Here is a 20,851-nt window from a genome sequence, read left to right as displayed (position 1 = left end):
TCACTTGGCGAGGGTTTCGGCGATCTCGTAGGTGTTGAGGGCCGCGCCCTTGCGGAGGTTGTCGCCGCAGACGAAGAAGTCCAGCGTGTTCGGGAAGTCCAGCGCCTGGCGGACGCGACCGACGTAGGTCGGGTCGCCGCCGACGACGGCCGCCGGGGTCGGGAACACGCCGTTGTCGTGGTCGTCCTGCAGCACGATGGTCGGCTGGTCGTCGAAGACCTTGTGCGCCTGCTCCACCGACACCTCGCGCTCGAAGGTGGCGTGCACCGCCAGCGAGTGCGTGGTCAGCACCGGCACGCGGACGCAGGTCGCCGAGACGCGCAGCTCCGGGATGCCCAGGATCTTGCGGGACTCGTTGCGGACCTTGAGCTCCTCGGAGGTCCAGCCGTCGTCCTTCCGGGAACCCGCCCACGGCACCACGTTGAGCGCCAGCGGCGCCTTGAACGGGGTCTCGGCGGACAGCCCGGCCGCGGCCAGGGCCTCGGCGACGTCGCCGCCGCGGACGCCGAGTTCCTTGCCCGCCACCGCCTCCAGCTCCGCGTAGAGCCGGTCGATGCCTTCCTGACCAGCACCGGAAGCGGCCTGGTAGGAGGAGACGACCAGTTCGCGCAGGCCGAACTCGCGGTGCAGCGCGCCCAGCGCCGCCATCATCGACAGCGTGGTGCAGTTCGGGTTGGCGATGATGCCCTTGGGGCGCTCGTGCACCTTCTCCGGGTTGACCTCGGGCACCACCAGCGGCACCTCGGGGTCCATCCGGAAGGCACCGGAGTTGTCGACCGCGACGGCACCGCGCGAAGCGGCCACCGGGGCCCACTCGGCGGAGATCTCGTCCGGCACGTCGAACAGCGCGATGTCCACGCCGTCGAACGCCTCCGGGGCCAGCTCGACCACGGTGCGGTCCTCGCCGCGCACGGTGATCTTCTTGCCCGCCGAGCGCGCAGAGGCGATCAGCCGGATCTCACCCCACGGCACCGAGTCGCGGTTGTTGATGATGTCGATCATGACCGTGCCGACGGCACCGGTGGCACCGACGATGGCCAAGGTGGGAGCCACCTGCGCTGAACTCATCAACGACCACTCCCCGCGTACACGACCGCTTCCTCGTCGCCACCGAGCTCGAAGGCCTCGTGCAGCGCGCGCACGGCGGTGTCGAGCTGGGTGTCCTGGATCAGCACCGAGATGCGGATCTCCGAGGTGTTGATGATGTCGATGTTGACCCCGGCGTTGAACAGCGCCTCGCAGAAGGTCGCCGTCACGCCCGGGTGCGAGCGCATGCCTGCGCCGACCAGCGAGACCTTGCCGACCTGGTCGTCGTAGACGACCTCCTCGAAGCCGACCTCAGCGGAGATCTTCTCCAGCTCGGCCACGGCCACCGCGCCGTTGCTGCGGGCCACCGTGAAGGTGATGTCGGTCTTGCCGGACGCGGTGCCGGAGACGTTCTGCAGCACCATGTCGATGTCGATCTCGGCGTCGGCGACCACGCGGAAGATGCGGCCCGCGACGCCCGGGTTGTCCGGCACACCGCGCACGGTGACCTTGGCCTCCGACCGGTCGTGCGAGACGCCGGTGATCATCGCCTGTTCCACGGAAAGGTCCTCCACTGAACCGGACACTGTCGTGCCGGGCTTGGGCGAGTAAGACGAGCGGACGTGCAGCGGCACGCCGTAGCGGCGGGCGTACTCCACCGCGCGCAGGTGCAGCACCTTCGCGCCGGTGGCGGCCATCTCGAGCATCTCCTCGTAGGTGATGTGCTCCAGGTGCTTCGCGTCGGGCACGATGCGCGGATCCGCCGTGTAGACGCCGTCGACGTCGGTGTAGATCTCGCACACGTCGGCGTTCATCGCGGCGGCCACCGCGACCGCGGTCGTGTCCGAACCACCGCGGCCGAGCGTGGTGATGTCCTTGGTGTCCTGCGAGACGCCCTGGAAACCGGCGACGAGCGCCACCTGGCCCTCGGCCAGGGCTTCCTGGATGCGCCCCGGGGTCACGTCGACGATCCGCGCGTTCTGGTGCGCCGATGTGGTGATCATGCCGGCCTGCGAGCCGGTGAACGACTGGGCTTCCACGCCGAGCGACTCGACCGCCATCGCGACCAGCGCGTTGGAGATTCGCTCTCCCGCGGTCAGCAGCATGTCGAGTTCCCGCTCCGGCGGTGCCGGGTTGACCTGTTTGGCGAGGTCGAGCAGCTCGTCAGTGGTGTCACCCATCGCGGAGCAGACGACCACGACGTCGTTGCCCGCTTTGCGGGTCTCGACGATGCGTTCGGCGACCCGTTTGATGCGATCAGCACTCTCGAGTGAGGAACCGCCGTACTTCTGGACGACGAGCGCCACGTGAAACAAACCTCCTCGACCGCTGCGGCCGTCCCGGGCACGGGGTTTCCCCGCACTGACACCGGGTGGACGGAGAGCAGTGGCGCACCCGGTTTCGCAGGTGCGCTCCGCCCCGCGACCGGGCGGAGGCAGCGTCGGCCGATCCCGGCCGAAACGGCCTTCTACCAGGTCGCTCCGCTGCCGGACTAGCCTACCGACCACTGGGGGTGAACCCCAATCACGAACGTCACGTCTAGTCTGTGGGACGCGATTGTCGACAAGAGCGGAGCGTAGGGTTGTCCACCACGCAGGGCGCGCTGGAACCACCCCTGGGGGATACCGGAAACACTGCGGCTACCCAGCGGAAACAGCGGACATTCCGCCCGAGCGGCGGAGCGCGGCTGGGCACACCGCAGCAACGCCGGATGATCATCGCGCTGACCCCGGCTGTGGTCTACCTCGCAATCCGACTGGTGGGACTGCTGGTCCTGGCCTGGTTGTCGGCGGTCCACGACGAGTCGCTGCTGGACAACCTGAACTCGTGGGACGGGCAGTGGTACACCGAGATCGCCGCCCACGGTTACGGCGGCGTGAACCCGAGCATGGTCGACGGGTTCGGACACCGGTACCCGGAGACGCCGCTCGCGTTCTTCCCCGGATATCCGCTGCTCATCATGGCCATCGCGGTGATCCCCGGCGTGTCGACCATCGGCGCGGCGATCACCGCGAGCCTGGTCTGCGGCGTCGTCGCCGCCTACGGGCTGGCGCGGCTGGGTGAGCGGCTCGGCAGCTCCCGGCGGGTGGGGCTGCTGCTGGTCGTGCTGTTCGCGGCGGCACCCATGTCGGTGGTGCTGTCGATGGCCTACTCCGAAGCGCTGTTCTGCGCGCTGTCGATCTGGGCGCTGATCGGCGTCGTCGAGCGCAACTGGCCGCTGGCCGGGCTGTGCTGCGCGGCGGCCGGGCTGATCCGGCCCACCGCAGCGGCGCTGGTCGGGGTGATCGGGCTGGCCGCGGTGATCTCGATCGTGCAGCGCCGGGACTCCTGGCGGCCGTGGCTGGCGATGCTGCTCGCGCCGCTCGGCATGATCGTCTACATCGGCTGGGTCGGCGCGCAGACCGGCAAGCTCAACGGCTACTTCGAGCTCCAGGCGCGCGGCTGGTCCTCGGCCTTCGACGGCGGCGCGACGACCGCGAAGTTCGTCGTCGAGGCGCTCACCGAGGACAAGTCGGTGTTCGAGACGTTCACCGTCTGGGTGGTCCTGACCGCCCTGGTCCTGCTCGCGCTGTGCGTGTGGCACCGGCTGCCGTGGCCGCTGGTGCTGTTCGCCGCGGCCGTGCTGGTGCTGGACCTGGGCTCGGACGGCCTGATGTACTCCAAGGTGCGGTTGATGTTGCCGGCGTTCCCGCTGCTCATCCCGGTCGCGATCGGGTTGAGCAAGCGGCGTCCGGCCACCGCCGTGACGACGGCGCTGCTGCTGGTCTTCTTCGGCTCCTGGCTGGGGGCCTACTCGCTGACCGCCTGGCAGTACGCCATCTGAGCACCTTCGGGAGGTTTCGGTGACCGAACTGGACAAGACGGCGGACTCGTCCGTCCCGCTGCACCCGCTGCTGGCGGAGCGCTGGAGCCCGCGCGCGCTGAACCCGTCGGCGACCATCGGCGACGAGCAGTTCACCGCGCTGTTCGAGGCGGCCCGCTGGGCCCCGTCGTGGGGCAACACGCAGCCGGCGCGGTTCATCGCCGCGCGCCGCGGCGAGCCGACCTTCGACCGCATCCACGGCACGCTGTCCCGGGGCAACAAGAGCTGGGCCGGCGACGCGGCCGCGCTGGCCATCGGCGTGGCGCAGTCGGTCAACGACGAGGGCGAGCCGATGCCCTACGGCGAGTACGGACTCGGCCTGGCCACCGAGAACCTGGTCCTGCAGGCGGTCGCGGAGGGTCTGCACGCCCACCAGATGGCGGGCTTCGACCGCGAGGCGGCCCGCGTGGAGTTCGCGATCCCGGACGACTTCGAGCCGCTGGTCGCGATCGCCATCGGCGACCTCGGCGACCTCGACGGCATGCCGGACCGGCTCGTCGAGAAGGAGCTCCGGCCCCGCCTCCGGCACCCCCTGGCCGATCTCGTGTTCACCGACTCCTGGGGCACGTCCCTGTTCTGACGACGTCGGTGGGGTGGGGAGGTTTTCATGAAGACTTTCCCGCCCCTCGGACAGCGCGTTCGGGATCGTTCGAGGTCAGACGCACCACAAGGCCTCCTGACACGACCTGGTCACCCGATATGGTGAGTCGCATGAAGGCGGACGCGGTGCGAGGGCACCTGGACGGACTGCTGCTCGCCGTGCTCGAACCCGGCCCGCTGCACGGCTACGCGATCATCACCTCGGTGATGAACCGCAGCGGCGGCGCGCTCGAACTGCGCACCGGGACGATCTACCCCGCGCTCAAGCGCCTCGAACGCCTCGGCCTGCTCGCCAGCAACTGGGAAGCGGTCGGACAGCGGCGGCGTCGGCGTTGCTACCGGCTCACCGACGCCGGGCGGCGCAGTCTGGCCGGAGAGCGGGCCGACTGGCGGGCGTTCACCGCCGCGATCGGCGCCGTGCTCAACCCAGGGAGCCCAGCGTGAACGCCATCGAGACCTACGTCGACGAGCTCGCCGCGGAGCTGCGCGGACCCGCGCGGGTCAAGGCCCGCATGGTCCAGGAGATCCGCGACGGGCTCACGGACACCGTCACCGCGCGCACCGACGCGGGCCTGCCGCCGGAGCAGGCCGTGCAGGACGCGGTGCGCGAGTTCGGCACGCCCGCCGAGGTCGCGCCCAGCTGCCAGCGGGAGCTCACCGTCGCCCAGACCCGGCACACCGCGTTCGCGCTGCTGGTGACCGTGCCGGTGCTGCTCGGCGGCTGGCGGCTCGCCTCCACGATCGGCCGCGACCAGAGCGTCCCGACGTCGCAGACCGCGCAGCTGCTCGCCGCCGTCGCCGGGACCGCCGCGGTCGTGGGCTGCGCGGTGCTGCTCATCACCCGCCGTCTCGCGGTGCCCGGCAGGTTGCCGCTGGTGCTGGGCTGGACCGGCACCGCCGCCAGCATCGCGATGCCGCTGGCGTCGATCGCCCTGGCCACGACGCTGCCGCCGGCCGAGAACTGGCCGCTGCTGCTGCTCCTCGCCGCGGGCACCGTCGCGGCGCACTTCGCGCTGGCGTACTCGGCCAAGGTGTGCCGGGAGTGCGCGGCGCAAGTCGACTGAACGACTGGTGAATTCCCAGAATTGGCGCGCGGTTCGGCGTCGACGTCCGCTGCGGTGGTGATCGGACCAGATCAATCCCCCAGTCGCATTACGACCCCGTGCAATTTACCGCAATTGATCGCCGCTTCGGTTACATGCGGTTCGTTGATGCGGTATGACTTCACTCGTGTGGACGAGTATCAGAACGACCGCGGAAGCGCTTGATGACGCCGACGTGCTCGCTGGACTGCGCCTGCGCTACGACCTCGTCCCCGGAGTCATCCGCGTGGACGGCCACAGCGGCGGCCCGATGCCCCGCACCTCACCCGCGCGACTGCGCCGGTTCGTCCAGCACCGCTGGGAACCGCGCAGCGGTCGCCCCTCCGGCGAATCGGACTGGCGGCGCGAGGCGCGGCTGGCGGCCGCCGCGCTGGCCCCGCTGGTCGGCGCGGCCGCCGGCGAGCTCACCGTCGCCGAGTCGACCTCGATCAACCTGTTCAAGGCCCTGGTCGCGGCCGCGAAGCTGCGCCCCGGGCGGCCGGTCCTGGCCGTGGGCCGCGACTGCTTCGCCACCGACCGCTGCCTCGCCCAGTCCGCCGCCGACCACATCGGCGGACGGTTGCAGCTGATCGACGGCGTCGACGGCCTGGACGCGCTGGACCTCGACCAGGTCGCGATGGTCGCCCTCTCGCACGCGGACCTGCGCTCCGGCGCTGCCCGCGACGCTGAACCGATCACCGCCGAGATCCACCGCGGTGGCGCGCTGACGCTGTGGGACCTCAGCCACTCGGCCGGAGCGCTGGACGTCGACCTGCACCGCTGGGACGCGGACTTCGCGATCGGCTGCGGGCACAAGTACCTGGGTGGGAGCACGACCGCACCGTCGTTCGGCTTCGTCGCCGAGCGGCACCACGAACCCTCGCCGACCGGGGGCCTGCGGCACCCGCTGGCGGAGGGCTTCGCCGGACCGGCCGCGACGCTCGCGGCGACCGAGCTGCGCGACGTGCTGGCCATCCTCGACGGCGTCCCGGCGAGCGCGCTCGCGGCGAAGACCACCGGCCTGGTGGAGCTGTTCCTGGAGCGGGTCGGCGAGTTCTGCGCCGACGCCGCGGTCGAGGTGCGCACGCCCGACGCCCGGCGCCGGGCGCAGGTGTGCCTCCGGCACGAGCAGGCGCAGCGCATCGCCGACCTGCTGTCGGACCGCAGCGTGCTGGTCGAGTACGCCGAACCGGACCTGCTGCGGTTCAACTTCGCCCCCGCCTGGCTGTCCTACGTCGACGTCTGGCAAGCGGCGGAGCGCCTCCACGCCACCCTCCACGAGATCCGCTGAGCAGCTCCTCGTCACTCGGTGGCGAGGTGCCGGTGGATCGCGTCGAGGTCGGCGCGCAACGCGTCCGGGGCGACCTCGGGGTCCGCGCGCAGCCTGCGGTTGAGCGTGCGCATCTCGGAGACCAGCAGCTGCGCCTGCTGCAGATCGGCCTCGCCCGCCCGGACCGCTCGCTCGGTGGCGGCGTCGACGACCCGCTCCAGGACGGCGATCGTCGGCCACCACGCCTCGGCCTCCCCGTGGTGGGTGGGGTTCATCAGCAGCTGCTGCAGGCGGGACCGCAGGTCGGCGAGCTGCCGGTAGGTGCGGCGGCGCAGCGCGGACCGGCCGTGCTCGGCGCCCGCCAGCGACCGCGACACGTAGTCGGCGACCGACTCGACCGCGTCGGCGACACCGTCCCGCAGCGACGGGCCGGTGCGCATCCCGCGCAGTGCGAACCCCACGACCAGCACGATCGCGCAGCCGACGAAGGTGTCCAGCAGCCTCGCCGCCGGGTAGAACTGCTGCTGCTGGCTCATCTGCAGCAGCACCAGCGCCGTCACCACCGCGCTGAACAACCCGTAGTGCCTGCTCAGCGCCACCGGGAGCTTGCCGGCGAGGGCGATGATGAACGGCACCAGCAGCCAGCCCGCGGGCAGCAGCGCCAGCAGCGCCCACGCCACCAGCACGCCGAGGATCGTGCCGAGCGCGCGCAGCACGGTCCGGGCGAACACCGAACCCGAGTTCGGGCGCAGCACCAGCGCGACCGTCAGCGCGATCCAGTACGTCTGGTCCAGGCCCGCGACCAGCCCGAACCCCTCCGCCAGCGCCAGGCACAGCAGCATCCGCAGCGCCAGCAACCAGGTGGTGGCGCCGATGCTCGGCCGCCGCCTCGGCGCGCCGGGCGCCTGCTGGCGCTTGGCCTCGCGGAGGGCGTCGACGAGCTCGGCGATGCCCTCGTCCAGCGCCGCGAGCAGCGCGGAATCGTGCTCACCGGGCTGGAACCGGGGTGGGGTGTCGCCGGTGCGGACGCAGCGGGCGAGCTCGGCCAGGGCCTCGCGGGTGCGCGGCGGCGGGGTCAGCCCGGCGTGCGCGACCGACACCGCCGCCTCCACCACCGGGGTCGCGCGCAGGTGGACCAGGTGGAGGCGGTCGCGGACGCGGCTGCGCGACATCGAGGCACCGCCGATGAGCACGTCGTGCGAGGTGTTGAGAGCCCGGGTCAGGTGCCGGCGGGCGGCGACCGCGTCACCCGGCCCGAGCATCCGCAGGATCGCGGTGAAGACGTCGGCGACCGCGCCCCGGGCGGGAGCCGTGCCGCGCAGCGGCCACGTCGCCGCCGCCAGGGCCACGACCAGCAGTTCCCCGGCGAGGAACCAGCCGACCTGCTCGGGCACCGGCAGCACCGCCGAGCGCTGGCCGGTGGCCACCACGCAGAAGGTCAGCATGTGCGCGCCGCCGGAGGCCCACAGCTCCCCCAGCCTGCTGCTCAGCACCGACGGGACCGACACGGCCAGCACGGCGACCATCGCCCACAGCGGGCCTGGCGCGGCGGCTCCGGCGGCGAAGCCGATCGCCCCGAGCACCGCGGCGATCACCAGTCGCCGCAGCCGGAACCGGTAGGAGCCGGTGACGTCGGAGAAGCTCGCGCACAGCGCCCCGACGGAGGCCACCACGGCCGCGTCGACGCGCCCGGTGAGCAGGCCGAGCACCTGCGGTACCCCGACCCCGCCCGCGGCGACGGCCACGCGGGTCCAGTCGGTGGGGATGGCGATCGGGCGCAGCATGTGCCGCAGCCACGGTGGTGCTTCGAGTCTCGGGAGCGCGCCGGTGCTCAACCGTCATCCCTTCGGGTCGCCGGGGCCTGCGCTCCACGCCGAGCGACCGGGGGGTACACGCCCGATCCTCCCAGCTCCGGCGATCACGACCCTGATTCCACCACCGGGATCACACGACGGTGTCGGTCACACCCACCCCCGACGTCCATGGGCGAGGGAAGTTTTCATGAAAACCTCCCCTTCGAACGACACCTCGTCGACGTGCGCAGTTTTCATGAAAACTTCCTTTTCGAGAGGTGACCCACGAGGTCAGGAGCCTCCCCAAGAACGTCCACTTCGGACTTCTCCCCGTTGGGAGGGGACAGTTTTCATGAGAACTTCGTCTTGGTGGTGGCCCCGTGGGGAGGGAAGTTTTCATGAAAACTTCCCTCTGCCGACCTCAGCGCAGCGCGGCGAGGATCTTGGTGGCGAGGGAGGTGACGACGAGCCAGAAGACCGCGGCGATGCCGTAGTTGAGCAGGACCGCCAGCTGCGGGTCGGCCGGGGTGAACAGGTCCTGGAACCCGAGCGCGAGGGGATCGGCCGCGGAGGCCACGAAACGGGTGATCCCGTTGTCCGGATTCGCGCTGCCGATGGTGAGGATCACATGGATCGCCAGCAGCGCCGCGCACACCAGGCCCGCCCAGCGGACCACCTGGATCAGCACGTCGACGAAGCGCCCCCACCCGCGTCGCAGGTCAGCGCGCCGCACACCGCCCTCGCGGGCACCCGCACGAACGTCCTCGGTCACGAGATCAGTGTGGCACGAGACCGGGCCGTTCCGGGAGGGTCCTTCACGCGGGGCGCGCCCCGGACCTCCCAGCATCTGGAACGGGCGCTTGCACTGCGGGCCCCTGATGCGGTTAGCCTGGGTCCGTGGCTCGCGTTCTCCTGCTTCGCCGCCGCGACGGGGTCTCCTAGACCGGCCCCTCGTCGCGGGGTACGAACGCGCCGGTCTCACCTCGAGTCCGTGAACCGGTAAGCGACCAGGAGAACCCCTCTGATGAGCAGCAACACCCCCGACGCGCAGGCCCCCTTCGCCGGACGAGTGCGCAAACCCGCCAAGCCCGCGCCCGCCGGACAGCCGTCGTGGAACCCGCAGCAGGGCAGTTCGATGCCCTTCCACCGCTACAAGCCGTTCCACGAGCTGGTCGAGGACGTATCCCTGCCCGACCGCACCTGGCCGGACAAGCGGATCACCCAGGCCCCGCTGTGGTGCGCCGTCGACCTGCGCGACGGCAACCAGGCGCTGATCGACCCGATGTCGCCCGCGCGCAAGCGCCGCATGTTCGAGCTGCTGGTGCAGATGGGCTTCAAGGAGATCGAGGTCGGCTTCCCGGCCGCCAGCCAGACCGACTTCGACTTCGTCCGCGAGATCATCGAGGACGGCGCCATCCCCTCCGACGTGCGGATCCAGGTGCTGACCCAGTGCCGCCCGGAGCTGATCGAGCGCACCTTCCAGGCCCTCGAAGGCGCCCAGAAGGCCATCGTGCACATCTACAACTCGACGTCGATCCTGCAGCGCCGCGTGGTGTTCCGCGAGGAGCAGGAGGGCATCAAGAAGATCGCGAAGATGGGCGCCGAACTGGCCCTGGAGCTGGCCGGCAAGTACCCGGACACCGACTTCCGCTTCCAGTACTCGCCGGAGTCCTACACCGGCACCGAGCTGTCCTACGCCGTCGAGGTCTGCGACGCGGTCACCGAGATCTGGCAGCCCACCCCGGAGAAGCCGGTCATCCTGAACCTGCCCGCGACCGTGGAGATGGCCACCCCGAATGTCTACGCCGACTCCATCGAGTGGATGCACCGCAACCTGGCCCGACGCGACTCGGTGATCCTGTCGCTGCACCCGCACAACGACCGCGGCACCGGCATCGCCGCCGCTGAGCTGGGCTACCAGGCCGGCGCCGACCGCATCGAGGGCTGCCTGTTCGGCAACGGCGAGCGCACCGGCAACGTCGACCTGGTCGCGCTGGGCATGAACCTGTTCAGCCAGGGCATCGATCCGCAGATCGACTTCTCCGACATCGACTACGTCAAGCGCACCGTCGAGCACTGCAACCAGCTGCCGGTCGCCGAGCGGCACCCGTGGGGCGGCGAGCTCGTCTACACCGCGTTCTCCGGCAGCCACCAGGACGCCATCAACAAGGGCCTGAACGCGCTGCGCGCCGAGGCCGACAAGGCCGGGGTCAACGTCGACGAGCACCCGTGGGAGGTCCCGTACCTGCCGATCGACCCCAAGGACGTGGGCCGCAGCTACGAAGCTGTCATCCGGGTCAACTCGCAGTCCGGCAAGGGCGGCGTGGCGTACGTGATGAAGACCGAGCACCAGCTGGAGCTGCCGCGCAAGCTGCAGATCGAGTTCTCCAAGGCGGTGCAGAGCCACACCGACGACGAGGGCGGCGAGGTCAGCCCGGCCGCGATGTGGACGGCGTTCTCCGCCGAGTACCTGGAGGCCACCGCGCCGCTGAAGCTGGTCCGGCAGAGCTCCTCCGGTGAGGCCGGGAACGAGACGATCACGGCCACGGTCGTGGTGGACGGCGACGAGCGGCAGATCACCGGGCGCGGCAACGGTCCCGTCTCGGCGTTCGTCGACGCGCTGACCACCGTCGGCTACGACATCCGGGTCCTGGACTACCACCAGCACGCGCTGACCGCGGGCGACGACGCGCGCGCGGCGGCCTACCTGGAGTGCGCGGTGGGCGACGACGTCTTCTGGGGCGTCGGCGTGGACACCTCCACCATCGCGGCGATGCTGCAGGCGGTCGTCTCGGCCGCCAACCGCGCCTCCCGCTGACCCCTCTGACGGAAACACCCCCGGCGCTCGCGGCGCCGGGGGTGTTCTGCTGTCAGCTCTGGGCCGGTTCCGGTTCCTCCTGGCGCTCCGCGCGCTCGACCCGCTTCTGGATGATGCGGGTGCTCCACCAGGCGAAGGCGACCGCGATGACCAGGCCGATCCACGAGAAGCGGTGGAACCACTGGCCCGCGACCAGGCCGAACGCGTACGACAGGGCGGTCACCAGACCCGCCCACGCGATGCCGCCGGTGGCGTTGGCCAGCAGGAACTTGCGGTAGGGCATGCCGAGGCTGCCCGCCAGCGGTCCGGCCAGGATGCGCAGCAGCGCCACGAACCGGCCGCCGAAGACCGTCCACGCACCCCAGCGCTCGAAGAGGCCCTCCGCCTGGGCCAGCGGCTTGGGGCCGAAGTGCTTGGGCAGCTTGGTGCCCAGCCAGGTCAGCAGACGGCGGCCGAAGCGCTTGCCGATGGCGTAGCCGATCGAGTCGCCCACGATCGCCCCGAGCGCGGCGAAGCTGCCCAGCAGCACCGGGTTGATCACCCCGTGCGACGCAGCCACACCCGCGCTGACCAGCAGGATCTCGCCGGGAAGCGGGATGCCGACGCTCTCCAGCCCGATGACCCCGGCAACGATCAGGTAGATCACCCCGGCGGGGATCGTGTTCAGCCACTCGATCATGGACATCCGTTCTGGTCGGGACAGGAGCAGTTCGGCTTCCGCCAAGGGTACGGACCCGAACCCGACCGCCGCCGGGCACGGGGTGGCGGAAAATCGCCGGTCACGGGCATAACAGCGGCAACAGGACACAGCGGACCAGGACCTGCCCGAACGGGCTAAGGGGCGGTTGCGCCGCACGGACCACCCGGAACACGCGATCACCACCCGCTAAATCGGGGTATTCACTCGACCAAAGTCGGTATTGCCGAGCGGGAAGAACCGGCACGATGGAAGCACGTCGAGGGGATGTCAGGGGATCAGGCGTCACCCCTGGGGTAACTGGATCAGGAGAAGCGGCCTCCGGGAGAAGGACGGGGGACACGTCGGGGCACCCGAAGCCGCTTCTCCTTTTCTTCTTTCGTCTCTCCGTGGTCTGAACCCGCGGCGGTGCCGGTTGCTCAGGTGGGGTACTGCGAAAGCACCTGCGGTGCTTGCCTGACGGTCCCGGGGCTCACTCGAACGGTCTACGAAACTTGATGTTCGTCGGTCTGCACGGTTCAGTGATGTGGCTATGTGGCCGACCGAAGATCCGACGGAGCAGCTGCGGTGGCGCTTGGAGTGCGCCACGACGAGCGGCGACGGGAACGTGACCGTGCTGGTCATGGGTGACCGCGTCGGCATCGTGCTCCCGCCCGGCGACACCCTGATCTTCACGGCCGACGAGGCCGAGGGCCTGGCCGACCTGGTGGACAAGGCGCTCGGCTACGCGGTGCCGGGATGAGCCTGATCGACACCGATCTCTCCTTCGATCCCCGCGATCCGCTCTTCCCCTCTCCCGCTCCCGGGTCCGCGCCCGCTGGGCCGCGCTGGTCGGTGCAGGTGTTCACCACCACCAACGGCTACGGCCTCCGCCCCGCCGAACCGCTCGTCGAGGTCGATCGCGTGCGCGTGCGCACCGGCTACGCCTCGCTGGGCCAGCAGCGGACCGTCGACGCCGGTGCGGTCGACGTCGAGGTCCGAGCCGAGGGCGGCGCCCTGACCTGGGCGATCACGGCGCGGCACGACGAGCCGATCAAGGCCGTCAAGCTGCTGCTGCGCGGTCTGCCCGCCGACCGGCTCGCCGAGGGCTGGTGGGCGCCGAACACCGGCCGCTCGCAGCTCCACCACGAGCGGTTCCAGCTGGAGCACCCGAGCCCGGACTGGGCGACGCCGTGGGTCGCGGTCGGCGAGGAGCCGCGCTGCTCGACGCTCAGCGTCCGCGACCCGCAGGTGCGCAGGCACGTCCTGCACGTCAACCGCCCCGCCCACTCGCCCGAACCGATCGTGGAGCTGGTGCACGTGCCCGCCGCCTCGGCGCGGGAGACGACCTGCCGCGTCCCGGAGATCCGGTTCCGGCCGGACGCCGACGTCGACGCCGACCTGGACGAGCACCTGAGCTTCACCGAGCGGGCGCACGGGCTGGTGCCGTGGGAGTCGCGGACCGACGTGCCGGACTGGCTGCGCGACGTCGCGCTGGTCGTCACGCTGCACGGCCAGCACTGGACCGGCCACGTGTTCAACACGTTCGCGCAGATGAGCGAGGCCCTCCGGTTCGTGGCCCGGCACATCGACCCGCATCGCGCGCTCGCCTACCTGCCCGGCTGGGAGGGTCGCTACTACTACGCCTACCCGAATTACCGGCCCGGACCCGATCTCGGCGGCGACGAGGGGTTCGCCGAGCTGGCCCGCACGGCCCGCGAGCTGGGGTTCCGGCTGATGCCGATGTTCGGCGGGCACGGCGCCAACGCCGTCCAGTACCCGGACTGGGAGCGGGCGGTGATGCGCAACGACACCGACCGCTACGCGGAGCTGCTCAACCGCCCCGACTGGGACTCGGACCGCTCGGGCGAGGGCGACCAGGTGTTCCTCAACCCGGGCGAGCCGGGGTTCCGCGCGCACCTGGTGGAGTCGATCTCGGCGATCGTGGACGAGTTCGGCGTGGACGCGGCGTTCCTGGACACCGTCGGCTACTACTTCGACGACCCCCGCCACGACGTGTTCGACGGGTACCGGCTGCTGGTCGCCGAGCTGCGCCGGCGTCATCCGGGCCTGGTGCTGGCCGCCGAGGGCTGGTGGGACGCGCTCAGCGGGCTGTTCCCGCTCAGCCAGCAGTGGTTCGGCACCGACCGCGACCTGCGCAAACCCCGCGTCCTCTCGCGCTACGCCCGCACCACCGGCCACCTCGCCGAAGGCGCCCCTGGCCCGGGCAGCACGGGCGTCCACGAGAAGGGCTTCATCCCCAGGCCACCCGACGTCGCGCGCGAGGGCCACCTCCCCGTCGTCAGCATCGTCGACGACACCCTCGCCGAGCACTCGGCGGAGCTGGGCGCGATCTGCCGCTGGGCCGCGGAGAACGCACCGCCGCAGGGGACGGTTTTTCCTCGAATCACCCCGTGATCATGTCCGTTTTGCCCGGACAGTTCTCACTAGAACTGTCCCCTGTCCGGGAGCGCGCTTCCGCGATGAGGGCGTCGAGAACGAGTTGGACCGCGGGGCGCTCGGTTGCTCCCTTGCGGGAGACGACCTCGATGTTGCGGCCCGCGCGCACCCCGGCCAGCGGGCGCATCACCAGCTGAGCGCTGTCGATCGTGTAGCGCGGCAGCAGCGCGATGCCATGACCTGCGGCGACGAGCGCCTCGGTGACCCGGAAGTCGTTGATCCGCTGCACCACCGTCGGCCGCACCCCGGTGCGCACCGCCAACGAGCGCAGCACGTCGTCGACCGGGAACCCGATGTCCACGCTCAGCCACGGCTCCCCGACCAGCTCGGTGAGCTCGACGCGCTCGCGACCCGCCAGCGGATGTCCCGGCGGCATCGCCACGTCCAGCGGCTCGCGCAGCAGCGGCGTGACCGCCACCCGCTCGCCGTCGTGCGGCTCCGCCTGGTCGTCCCGGTGCGTGACCACGAGGTCGAAATCCGCCGTCAGGCGGGTCACCTCGGACGGCGTCATGTCGATGTCGCGCGCCTCCAGCCGCACCTTCGGGTGCTCGGCGAGCCGCCGCAGCAGGCCCGGGAGCAGCAGGAACGCTCCCGACGGGAACATCGCCACGCGCACGACGCCGCGCGGCGTGGAGCGGTAGGTGTCCAGCTCGGCCTCCGCCCGGTCCAGGGCGGCCAGCACCTCGTCGGCGCGCGTGGCCAGCGCCCGGCCCGCGTCGGTGAGGCGCAGGCCGCGGCCGGCCGGTTCGGTCAACCGCACCCCGACCTCGGCCTGCAGCGCCCGGATCTGCTGCGACACCGACGACGGCGTGTAGGACAGGGCTTGGGCGACGGCGGTGACCGTGCCGCGATCGGCCAGCTCCCGCAGGAGTCTCAGCCTGCGAACGTCCATAGAGGAATCCTACAGAGTACTTGCGGATAGTGTTGCTTGTGCTTCACAGACGCCGACCGCAGGCTGATCGGTATGACCGCACGAGATCGCCTGCTGGCGGTGGTCGTCGCAGTCCTCTGGGGTGGCAACTTCATCGCGCTGGACCAGGGGCTGGGGCACTTCCCGCCGTTCTTCTTCGCCGGACTGCGCTTCGCGGTGCTGCTGCCGATCCTGTTCTTCATCCCGTTCCCGCGGGTCGAGTGGCGCTGGCTGATCGGCTACGGCCTGTTCTTCGGGACCCTGCAGTTCGCGTTCCTGTTCGTCGCGATGAAGATCGGCATGCCCACCGGCCTGGCCTCGCTGGTGCAGCAGAGCTCGGCGCCGTTCACCGTGCTGCTCGGCGCGCTGCTGCTGCGGGAGAAGCTCACACCGGTCCAGGTGCTGGGCATCACGACCGCCGTGCTGGGCATGATCGCCATCGGCTTCCACCGCGCGCAGACCGCGACGCTGCTGCCGATGCTGATCACCCTGTGCGGCGCGTTCTCGTGGGCGCTGGGCAACCTGTGCAGCCGCAAGGCCGAAGCGCCGAACCCGCTGCACCTGTCGCTGTGGATCTCGATCGTCCCGCCGGTCCCGATGTTCGCCGCCTCCGCGCTGTTCGAGGGGCCGACGACCGGCTGGAGCGCGCTCGCCGGCGTGCTCGACTCCCCCACCGGGCTCGCCGCGCTCAGCGGCCTCGCCTACACGTCGCTGCTGTCCACGATCATCGGGTCGGGGCTGTGGACGACGCTGCTCGGCCGCTACCCGGCCAGCACGGTCGCGCCGTTCTCGCTGCTGGTGCCGGTGGTCGGGTTCAGCACGGCGTGGCTGCTCCTCGGCGAGCGGCCGCACCCGTTCGAGCTCGCCGCGGGCGCGGTGGTCGTCGCCGGGGTGCTGCTGGGCAGCATGCGGATCGCCCGGCGACGACCGGAACCGGAACCCGTGCCGGTGTGAGGCCCTCAGGCCGTGGGGCTCTTCTCGAACCCCGGATTCCTGACGTGGACGCCGTTGCCGACCGGGCAGTCGTAGAGCACCAGCGCCTGGTGGGACTCGGCGACCAGCTTGGCCGCCACGGCTCGCTCCAGGATCGCCCGCTGCTCGCAGGCCGAACAGCGGAGCGCGCTGCTGTACCGCACCACGGGACCTCCCTTCCCCAGCGGAGCATCCTAAGTGGACGTCGGCCGCGGGGGAAACGGTTCGCGGGAAACCCCTGGTTCTCAGGCCGTGGCTACGGCCTCTTCAGGTGACACCGCGTGCGGCTGGATCTCGCCGTCGCGGATCTGCTCGGCGAAGTGGCAGGCGACCCGGTGCCCCGGTTCGAGCTCGCGCAGCGCCGGGCGCTCGGTGTCGCAGCGCTCCGCCTGCCGCCACGGGCAGCGGGTGTGGAAGCGGCAGCCCGACGGCGGGTTCGCGGGCGAGGGCAGGTCGCCGGTGAGCAGGATCTGCTCGCGGCCGTCCTCGACCCGCGGGTCCGGCACCGGCACCGCCGACAGCAGCGCCTTGGAGTACGGGTGCAGCGGCTGCGCGTAGAGCGAGTCCGATGTGGACTCCTCGACGATGCCGCCCAGGTACATCACGCCGACCCGGTCGGCGATGTGCCGCACCACGGCGAGGTCGTGCGCGATGACCAGGTAGGTCAGCCCGAACTCCTCCTGCAGGTCCTCCAGCAGGTTGAGCACCTGCGCCTGCACCGACACGTCCAGCGCCGACACCGGCTCGTCGGCGACCACCAGGTCCGGGCCGACGGACAGCGCCCGGGCGATCCCGATGCGCTGGCGCTGACCGCCGGAGAACTCGTGCGGGTACTTGCGCAGCGCGGTCGGCGGCAGGCCGACCGCGTCGAGCAGTTCCCGCAGCCGCTCGTCGGTCGCCGCCTTGTCACCGGCCATGCCGTGCGCCCGCATGCCTTCCACCAGCAGCGATTCGACGGACTGGCGCGGGTCGAGCGAGGACAGCGGGTCCTGGAACACCATCTGCATCCGCCGTCGCATGGTGCGCAGCTTCTCGCCCTTCATGCCGGACAGGTCGGTGCCGTCGAAGACGACCTTCCCGCCCGTCGGCTTCTCCAGCCGCAGCACCGCGCGCCCCAACGTCGACTTCCCGCAACCGGATTCGCCGACGAGACCGTAGGTCTCACCGCGGTGGATCGTCAGCGAGACGCCGTCGACGGCGTACACGTGCCCCACGGTCCGGTCGAGCACGACCCCCTTCTTGATGGGGAAGTGCACCTGCACGTCGTCGAGATCGACGAGCACGTCCTCGCTCATGACGCCTCCGTGTTCTGCGGGACACCCGCACCCGGTCGGCTTGCACGAGCGCCGGGGGAGAGATTGTCGCTCATCAGGCCTCCACGCTGTTCGAGATCGGCTCGCGGACCGGGTTGTGGCAGCGCAGGAGCCTCGCCCCCGCGTCGATGCTCACCTCCGGCGTCTCCTGCTCGCACACCTGGATCGCGTTCGGGCAGCGCGGGCAGAACGCGCACCCGGTGTCCCACGGGATGTTGTCGGACACCGACCCGGCGATCGGCGAAAGCCGTTGCCCGCGAGGCGAATCCAGCCGAGGGATGGAGGCCAGCAGGCCCGAGGTGTAGGGGTGCTTGGGACGGGCGAACAGCTCGTGCCGCGCCGCCCGCTCCACCACGCGACCGGCGTAGAGCACGTTCACCTCGTCGCACAACCCCGCCACCACGCCGAGATCGTGCGTGATCATGATCAGCGCGGTGTCGGTCTCGGCCACCAGGTCCGAGAGCAGCTGCAGGATCTGCGCCTGGATCGTCACGTCCAGCGCCGTCGTCGGCTCGTCGGCGATGAGCAGCCGCGGCTTGCAGGCCAGCGCCATCGCGATCAGCGCCCGCTGCCGCATCCCGCCCGAGAGCTGGTGCGGGTACTCCTTCAACCGCCGCCCCGGGTCCGGGATGCCGACCTTGCGCAGCAGCTCCTCGGCCTCCGGCATCGCCTCCTTGCGGGGCAGGCCCCGGTGCCGCTCGATGACCTCGGAGACCTGCAACCCGATGGGCACCACCGGGTTCAGCGAGGTCAGCGGGTCCTGGAACACCATGCTCAGGTCCTTGCCGCGCCGGGCGTCGAGCTCCTTCTTCGGCAGCGTCAGCAGATCCGTGCCGTCGAAGGTCACCGACCCCGACACCTCCGCGCCGCGCGCCGGCAGCAGACCCATGATCGCCAGCGAGGTCACCGACTTGCCGCAGCCGGACTCGCCGACCAGGCCCACGGTCCTGCCCGGCTCGACGTCGAAGGAGATCCCGTCCACGGCGGTCACCGGCGGCTCGCCCTTGCGGGCGAAGACCACGGAGAGGTCGCGAACTTCCAGCAGTGCCATTGCCTTCTCCCCTCACCGGCGCCGCTTCGGGTCGAGCGCGTCGCGCAGCGACTCGCCGACCAGCGTGAAGCCGAAGGCGACCAGGATGATGCACCCCGCGGGCCAGAACGCCAGCTGCGGATGCGAGTCGATGATGTCCTGCGCGCCGCCGAGCATCTGGCCCCACTCCGGCACCGAGTCGTCGGCCGCGCCCAGACCCAGGAACGACAGCGCCGCCGCGTCGATGATCGCCACCGCCAGCACCAGCGTGGCCTGCACGATCACCGGCCCCAGCGCGTTGGGCAGCATGTGCCGGAACACGATCGCGCTCTCCTTCACCCCGAGCGCCCGCGCCGCCAGCACGTGGTCGCTGGCCCGCTGCGCCAGCATCGTGCCGCGCAGCAGGCGCCCGAAGATGGGGATCTGCACGATCGCCACCGCCAGGATCACGGTGAACTGGGTCTGCTCGGCGAACAGCGCGCCGATCGACACCGCCAGCAGCAGCGACGGCACCGACAGCATCACGTCGGCGATGCGCATCACCACCGCGTCCACCCAGCCGCCGAACGCACCCGCGAGCAGGCCGAGCACCAGCCCGCCGCCGAGCCCGATGACCGTGGCCAGCACCGCCACCAGCAGCGTCTGCTGCGAACCGAGCAGCAACCGGGACAGCAGGTCGCGACCGTACTGGTCACCGCCGAGCGGAAAACCGGGCTGCGCCGGGGGAATCGCGTTCTCCGCGCGCGAGACCTGGGATTCCAGCAGGCGTTGCGCCGGGTCGTGCGGGGCGAGCAGCGGAGCCAGCAGGGCCAGCAGCACGAACCCCACGATGACGAGCGCGCCGACGATGAAGACCGGGTTGCGGCGCAGTCGTCGCCACGCGGACGCGGCGAGGCTGACCCCGGCGTCGGAGGCCGTGTCCGCCAGCGCGTCGAGCTTGTCCTTGCGCTGCGTGTTGAGCACCATCGTCCCTCACCGTGTCCGCAGTCGGGGGTCGATCAACGCGTACGAGAGGTCGACGACCAGGTTGACCAGCACGTAGACCATCGCCGACGCCAGGATCACCACCTGCAGCACCGGGAAGTCCTTGCGCTCGAAGCCGATCGCCACGGCTTGGCCGATGCCGGCGATGTTGAACACCCGCTCGGTCAGCACCGCCCCCGCCAGCAGCGCTCCCGTCTGCAGGCCGATCGTGGTGACCACCGGCAGCATCGCGTTGTGCAGGATGTGGCGCCGCCGGATCACCATCTGGCCCAAGCCCTTCGCGCGCGCGGTGCGCACGTAGTCCTCGTCCATCACGTCGAGCACCGCGGCCCGGGTGATCCGGAAGATCACCGCGAACGGGATCGTCGACAGCGCGATCGCGGGCAGGATCAGGTGCACGAACGCGTTCCAGGAGGCGTCCCACTCGCGGGTCAGCAGCCCGTCGAGGATGTAGAAGCCGGTGACCCGGGTGGCGTTGATCGCCGAGTCCTGCCGCCCGGACGCGGGCAGCGCGCCGAGCTCGATGGCGAAGACGAACTTCAGCAGGAACGCCAGGAAGAACACCGGCACCGCGACGCCCACCAGCGACCAGGTGATGCTCAGGTTGTCCAGCCAGCCGCCGCGCTTGCGGGCCGCCAGGTATCCCATCGGGATGCCGATGGCGACCGCGAGCACCAGCGCCAGGACGGACAGCTCCAGCGTCGCCGGGAAGCGGGTCAGGAACACCTCCAGCGCGGAGTCACCGCGCTGCACCCCGGTCGACGTGCCGAAATCGCCGGTGACGGCGCGGCCCAGGAACTTGAAGTACTGCACGAAGATCGGCTGGTCCAGCCCGAGGTCCTTCTCGAGCTGCGCCCGCGCGGCCGGTGTGGCGCGGTCGCCCAGCAGGGCCGACACCGGCCCGCCCGGCAGCATCCGCAGCCAGGCGAACAGCAGCATCGACAGGACGAAGACGACCAGCACCAGCTGCGCCAGCCGTCGGACAGTGAAGCGGAGCACGCGAAAACCCCCGTGTTCAAGTCAGCGATCCGCAGCGTCGGGGGGGGGGGGCGGC

At 70.9% G+C, this 20,851-nt stretch carries 20 protein-coding genes; 9 read left to right on the top strand and 11 right to left on the bottom strand.

From position 1 onward, the window contains the following. The gene (locus QFW96_RS27540) at positions 1–1,068 is read right to left on the bottom strand and encodes an aspartate-semialdehyde dehydrogenase (RefSeq protein ID WP_281458657.1); all 1,068 of its coding nucleotides are present in this window, start codon (positions 1,066–1,068) and stop codon (positions 1–3) included. Then, complete coding sequence (locus tag QFW96_RS27535) at positions 1,068–2,333, bottom strand: aspartate kinase (RefSeq protein ID WP_281458656.1); 1,266 nt, start codon at positions 2,331–2,333, stop codon at positions 1,068–1,070. The genes QFW96_RS27540 and QFW96_RS27535 overlap by 1 nt, the downstream gene beginning before the upstream one ends. A gap of 404 nt (positions 2,334–2,737) precedes the next feature. Here QFW96_RS27535 and QFW96_RS27530 point away from each other — a divergent pair, with 404 nt between their 5' ends. The 5 genes from QFW96_RS27530 to QFW96_RS27510 all read left to right on the top strand — a co-directional run bounded on the left by QFW96_RS27530 (position 2,738) and on the right by QFW96_RS27510 (position 6,862). Beyond that, positions 2,738–3,850, top strand: a complete 1,113-nt coding sequence (locus tag QFW96_RS27530; RefSeq protein WP_281458655.1) for a mannosyltransferase family protein — start codon at positions 2,738–2,740, stop codon at positions 3,848–3,850. A gap of 28 nt (positions 3,851–3,878) precedes the next feature. Further along, positions 3,879–4,469 carry a nitroreductase family protein gene (locus QFW96_RS27525; protein ID WP_281458702.1) on the top strand — a complete coding sequence of 197 codons (591 nt, stop codon included), beginning with the start codon at positions 3,879–3,881 and terminating at the stop codon, positions 4,467–4,469. 131 nt (positions 4,470–4,600) lie between these two features. Next, entirely contained in the window at positions 4,601–4,933 is a 333-nt protein-coding gene (locus QFW96_RS27520) for a PadR family transcriptional regulator (protein WP_281458654.1), read from the top strand. After that, entirely contained in the window at positions 4,930–5,553 is a 624-nt protein-coding gene (locus tag QFW96_RS27515) for a permease prefix domain 1-containing protein (RefSeq protein WP_281458653.1), read from the top strand. The genes QFW96_RS27520 and QFW96_RS27515 overlap by 4 nt, the downstream gene beginning before the upstream one ends. Before the next feature lie 214 nt (positions 5,554–5,767). Further along, positions 5,768–6,862 (top strand): aminotransferase class V-fold PLP-dependent enzyme, encoded by a 1,095-nt coding sequence (locus tag QFW96_RS27510; RefSeq protein ID WP_281458652.1) that lies wholly within the window; start codon positions 5,768–5,770, stop codon positions 6,860–6,862. 11 nt (positions 6,863–6,873) lie between these two features. Here the strand turns inward: QFW96_RS27510 and QFW96_RS27505 are convergent, their stop codons facing one another. Together QFW96_RS27505 and QFW96_RS27500 are read right to left on the bottom strand one after the other, a co-directional pair. Next, positions 6,874–8,676 carry an FUSC family protein gene (locus QFW96_RS27505; protein WP_281458651.1) on the bottom strand — a complete coding sequence of 601 codons (1,803 nt, stop codon included), beginning with the start codon at positions 8,674–8,676 and terminating at the stop codon, positions 6,874–6,876. A gap of 379 nt (positions 8,677–9,055) precedes the next feature. Next, the gene (locus QFW96_RS27500; RefSeq protein WP_281458650.1) at positions 9,056–9,406 is read right to left on the bottom strand and encodes a hypothetical protein; all 351 of its coding nucleotides are present in this window, start codon (positions 9,404–9,406) and stop codon (positions 9,056–9,058) included. Between the two features lie 252 nt (positions 9,407–9,658). Here QFW96_RS27500 and leuA point away from each other — a divergent pair, with 252 nt between their 5' ends. Next, positions 9,659–11,452 (top strand): 2-isopropylmalate synthase, encoded by a 1,794-nt coding sequence (leuA, locus tag QFW96_RS27495; RefSeq protein WP_281458649.1) that lies wholly within the window; start codon positions 9,659–9,661, stop codon positions 11,450–11,452. Between the two features lie 52 nt (positions 11,453–11,504). Here leuA and QFW96_RS27490 read toward each other — a convergent pair whose 3' ends face one another. Beyond that, entirely contained in the window at positions 11,505–12,137 is a 633-nt protein-coding gene (locus tag QFW96_RS27490) for a DedA family protein (protein WP_281458648.1), read from the bottom strand. 544 nt (positions 12,138–12,681) lie between these two features. Between QFW96_RS27490 and QFW96_RS27485 the strand changes: the two genes are divergently transcribed. Then, positions 12,682–12,891, top strand: coding sequence for a hypothetical protein (locus QFW96_RS27485; RefSeq protein WP_281458647.1), 210 nt, complete (start codon positions 12,682–12,684; stop codon positions 12,889–12,891). Beyond that, the gene (locus QFW96_RS27480) at positions 12,888–14,546 is read left to right on the top strand and encodes a hypothetical protein (RefSeq protein ID WP_281458646.1); all 1,659 of its coding nucleotides are present in this window, start codon (positions 12,888–12,890) and stop codon (positions 14,544–14,546) included. Before QFW96_RS27485 ends, QFW96_RS27480 begins: the two co-directional genes overlap by 4 nt. On the opposite strand, the gene QFW96_RS27475 is transcribed toward QFW96_RS27480, so the two are convergent. Next, on the bottom strand, positions 14,536–15,480 hold the full coding sequence (locus tag QFW96_RS27475; RefSeq protein ID WP_281458645.1) for a LysR family transcriptional regulator: 945 nt from the start codon (positions 15,478–15,480) through the stop codon (positions 14,536–14,538). The two genes, QFW96_RS27480 and QFW96_RS27475, sit on opposite strands and share 11 nt — an antisense overlap. 72 nt (positions 15,481–15,552) lie before the next feature. Here QFW96_RS27475 and QFW96_RS27470 point away from each other — a divergent pair, with 72 nt between their 5' ends. After that, the gene (locus QFW96_RS27470; RefSeq protein WP_281458644.1) at positions 15,553–16,452 is read left to right on the top strand and encodes an EamA family transporter; all 900 of its coding nucleotides are present in this window, start codon (positions 15,553–15,555) and stop codon (positions 16,450–16,452) included. Positions 16,453–16,457: 5 nt separating this feature from the next. Here the strand turns inward: QFW96_RS27470 and QFW96_RS27465 are convergent, their stop codons facing one another. From QFW96_RS27465 to QFW96_RS27445, 5 genes are all read right to left on the bottom strand, one after another. Beyond that, positions 16,458–16,637 (bottom strand): hypothetical protein, encoded by a 180-nt coding sequence (locus tag QFW96_RS27465; protein WP_281458643.1) that lies wholly within the window; start codon positions 16,635–16,637, stop codon positions 16,458–16,460. A gap of 78 nt (positions 16,638–16,715) precedes the next feature. Beyond that, entirely contained in the window at positions 16,716–17,765 is a 1,050-nt protein-coding gene (locus QFW96_RS27460) for an ABC transporter ATP-binding protein (RefSeq protein ID WP_281458642.1), read from the bottom strand. A gap of 73 nt (positions 17,766–17,838) precedes the next feature. After that, positions 17,839–18,834: an ABC transporter ATP-binding protein gene (locus tag QFW96_RS27455; RefSeq protein WP_281458641.1), complete on the bottom strand. Its 996-nt coding sequence runs from the start codon at positions 18,832–18,834 to the stop codon at positions 17,839–17,841. 12 nt (positions 18,835–18,846) lie between these two features. Continuing rightward, the gene (locus tag QFW96_RS27450; RefSeq protein WP_281458640.1) at positions 18,847–19,779 is read right to left on the bottom strand and encodes an ABC transporter permease; all 933 of its coding nucleotides are present in this window, start codon (positions 19,777–19,779) and stop codon (positions 18,847–18,849) included. A 6-nt stretch (positions 19,780–19,785) separates the two neighbouring features. Then, the gene (locus tag QFW96_RS27445) at positions 19,786–20,796 is read right to left on the bottom strand and encodes an ABC transporter permease (protein WP_281458639.1); all 1,011 of its coding nucleotides are present in this window, start codon (positions 20,794–20,796) and stop codon (positions 19,786–19,788) included. Positions 20,797–20,851: the final 55 nt, after the last annotated feature.

Source organism: Saccharopolyspora ipomoeae, assembly GCF_029952525.1.
Lineage (GTDB): Bacteria > Actinomycetota > Actinomycetes > Mycobacteriales > Pseudonocardiaceae > Saccharopolyspora > Saccharopolyspora ipomoeae.
Note: the sequence above shows the minus strand (reverse complement) of the source record. Positions and strands in the feature narration are given on the sequence as shown.

Excerpts from the sequence above, each read along its gene's own strand:
- QFW96_RS27540 (WP_281458657.1), bottom strand. The coding sequence starts at position 1,068 with ATGAGTTCAGCGCAGGTGGCTCCCACCTTGGCCATCGTCGGTGCCACC.
- QFW96_RS27530 (WP_281458655.1), top strand. The coding sequence starts at position 2,738 with ATGATCATCGCGCTGACCCCGGCTGTGGTCTACCTCGCAATCCGACTG.
- QFW96_RS27520 (WP_281458654.1), top strand. The coding sequence starts at position 4,601 with ATGAAGGCGGACGCGGTGCGAGGGCACCTGGACGGACTGCTGCTCGCC.
- leuA (WP_281458649.1), top strand. The coding sequence starts at position 9,659 with ATGAGCAGCAACACCCCCGACGCGCAGGCCCCCTTCGCCGGACGAGTG.
- QFW96_RS27490 (WP_281458648.1), bottom strand. The coding sequence starts at position 12,137 with ATGTCCATGATCGAGTGGCTGAACACGATCCCCGCCGGGGTGATCTAC.
- QFW96_RS27485 (WP_281458647.1), top strand. The coding sequence starts at position 12,682 with ATGTGGCCGACCGAAGATCCGACGGAGCAGCTGCGGTGGCGCTTGGAG.
- QFW96_RS27480 (WP_281458646.1), top strand. The coding sequence starts at position 12,888 with ATGAGCCTGATCGACACCGATCTCTCCTTCGATCCCCGCGATCCGCTC.
- QFW96_RS27475 (WP_281458645.1), bottom strand. The coding sequence starts at position 15,480 with ATGGACGTTCGCAGGCTGAGACTCCTGCGGGAGCTGGCCGATCGCGGC.
- QFW96_RS27470 (WP_281458644.1), top strand. The coding sequence starts at position 15,553 with ATGACCGCACGAGATCGCCTGCTGGCGGTGGTCGTCGCAGTCCTCTGG.
- QFW96_RS27460 (WP_281458642.1), bottom strand. The coding sequence starts at position 17,765 with ATGAGCGAGGACGTGCTCGTCGATCTCGACGACGTGCAGGTGCACTTC.
- QFW96_RS27455 (WP_281458641.1), bottom strand. The coding sequence starts at position 18,834 with ATGGCACTGCTGGAAGTTCGCGACCTCTCCGTGGTCTTCGCCCGCAAG.
- QFW96_RS27450 (WP_281458640.1), bottom strand. The coding sequence starts at position 19,779 with ATGGTGCTCAACACGCAGCGCAAGGACAAGCTCGACGCGCTGGCGGAC.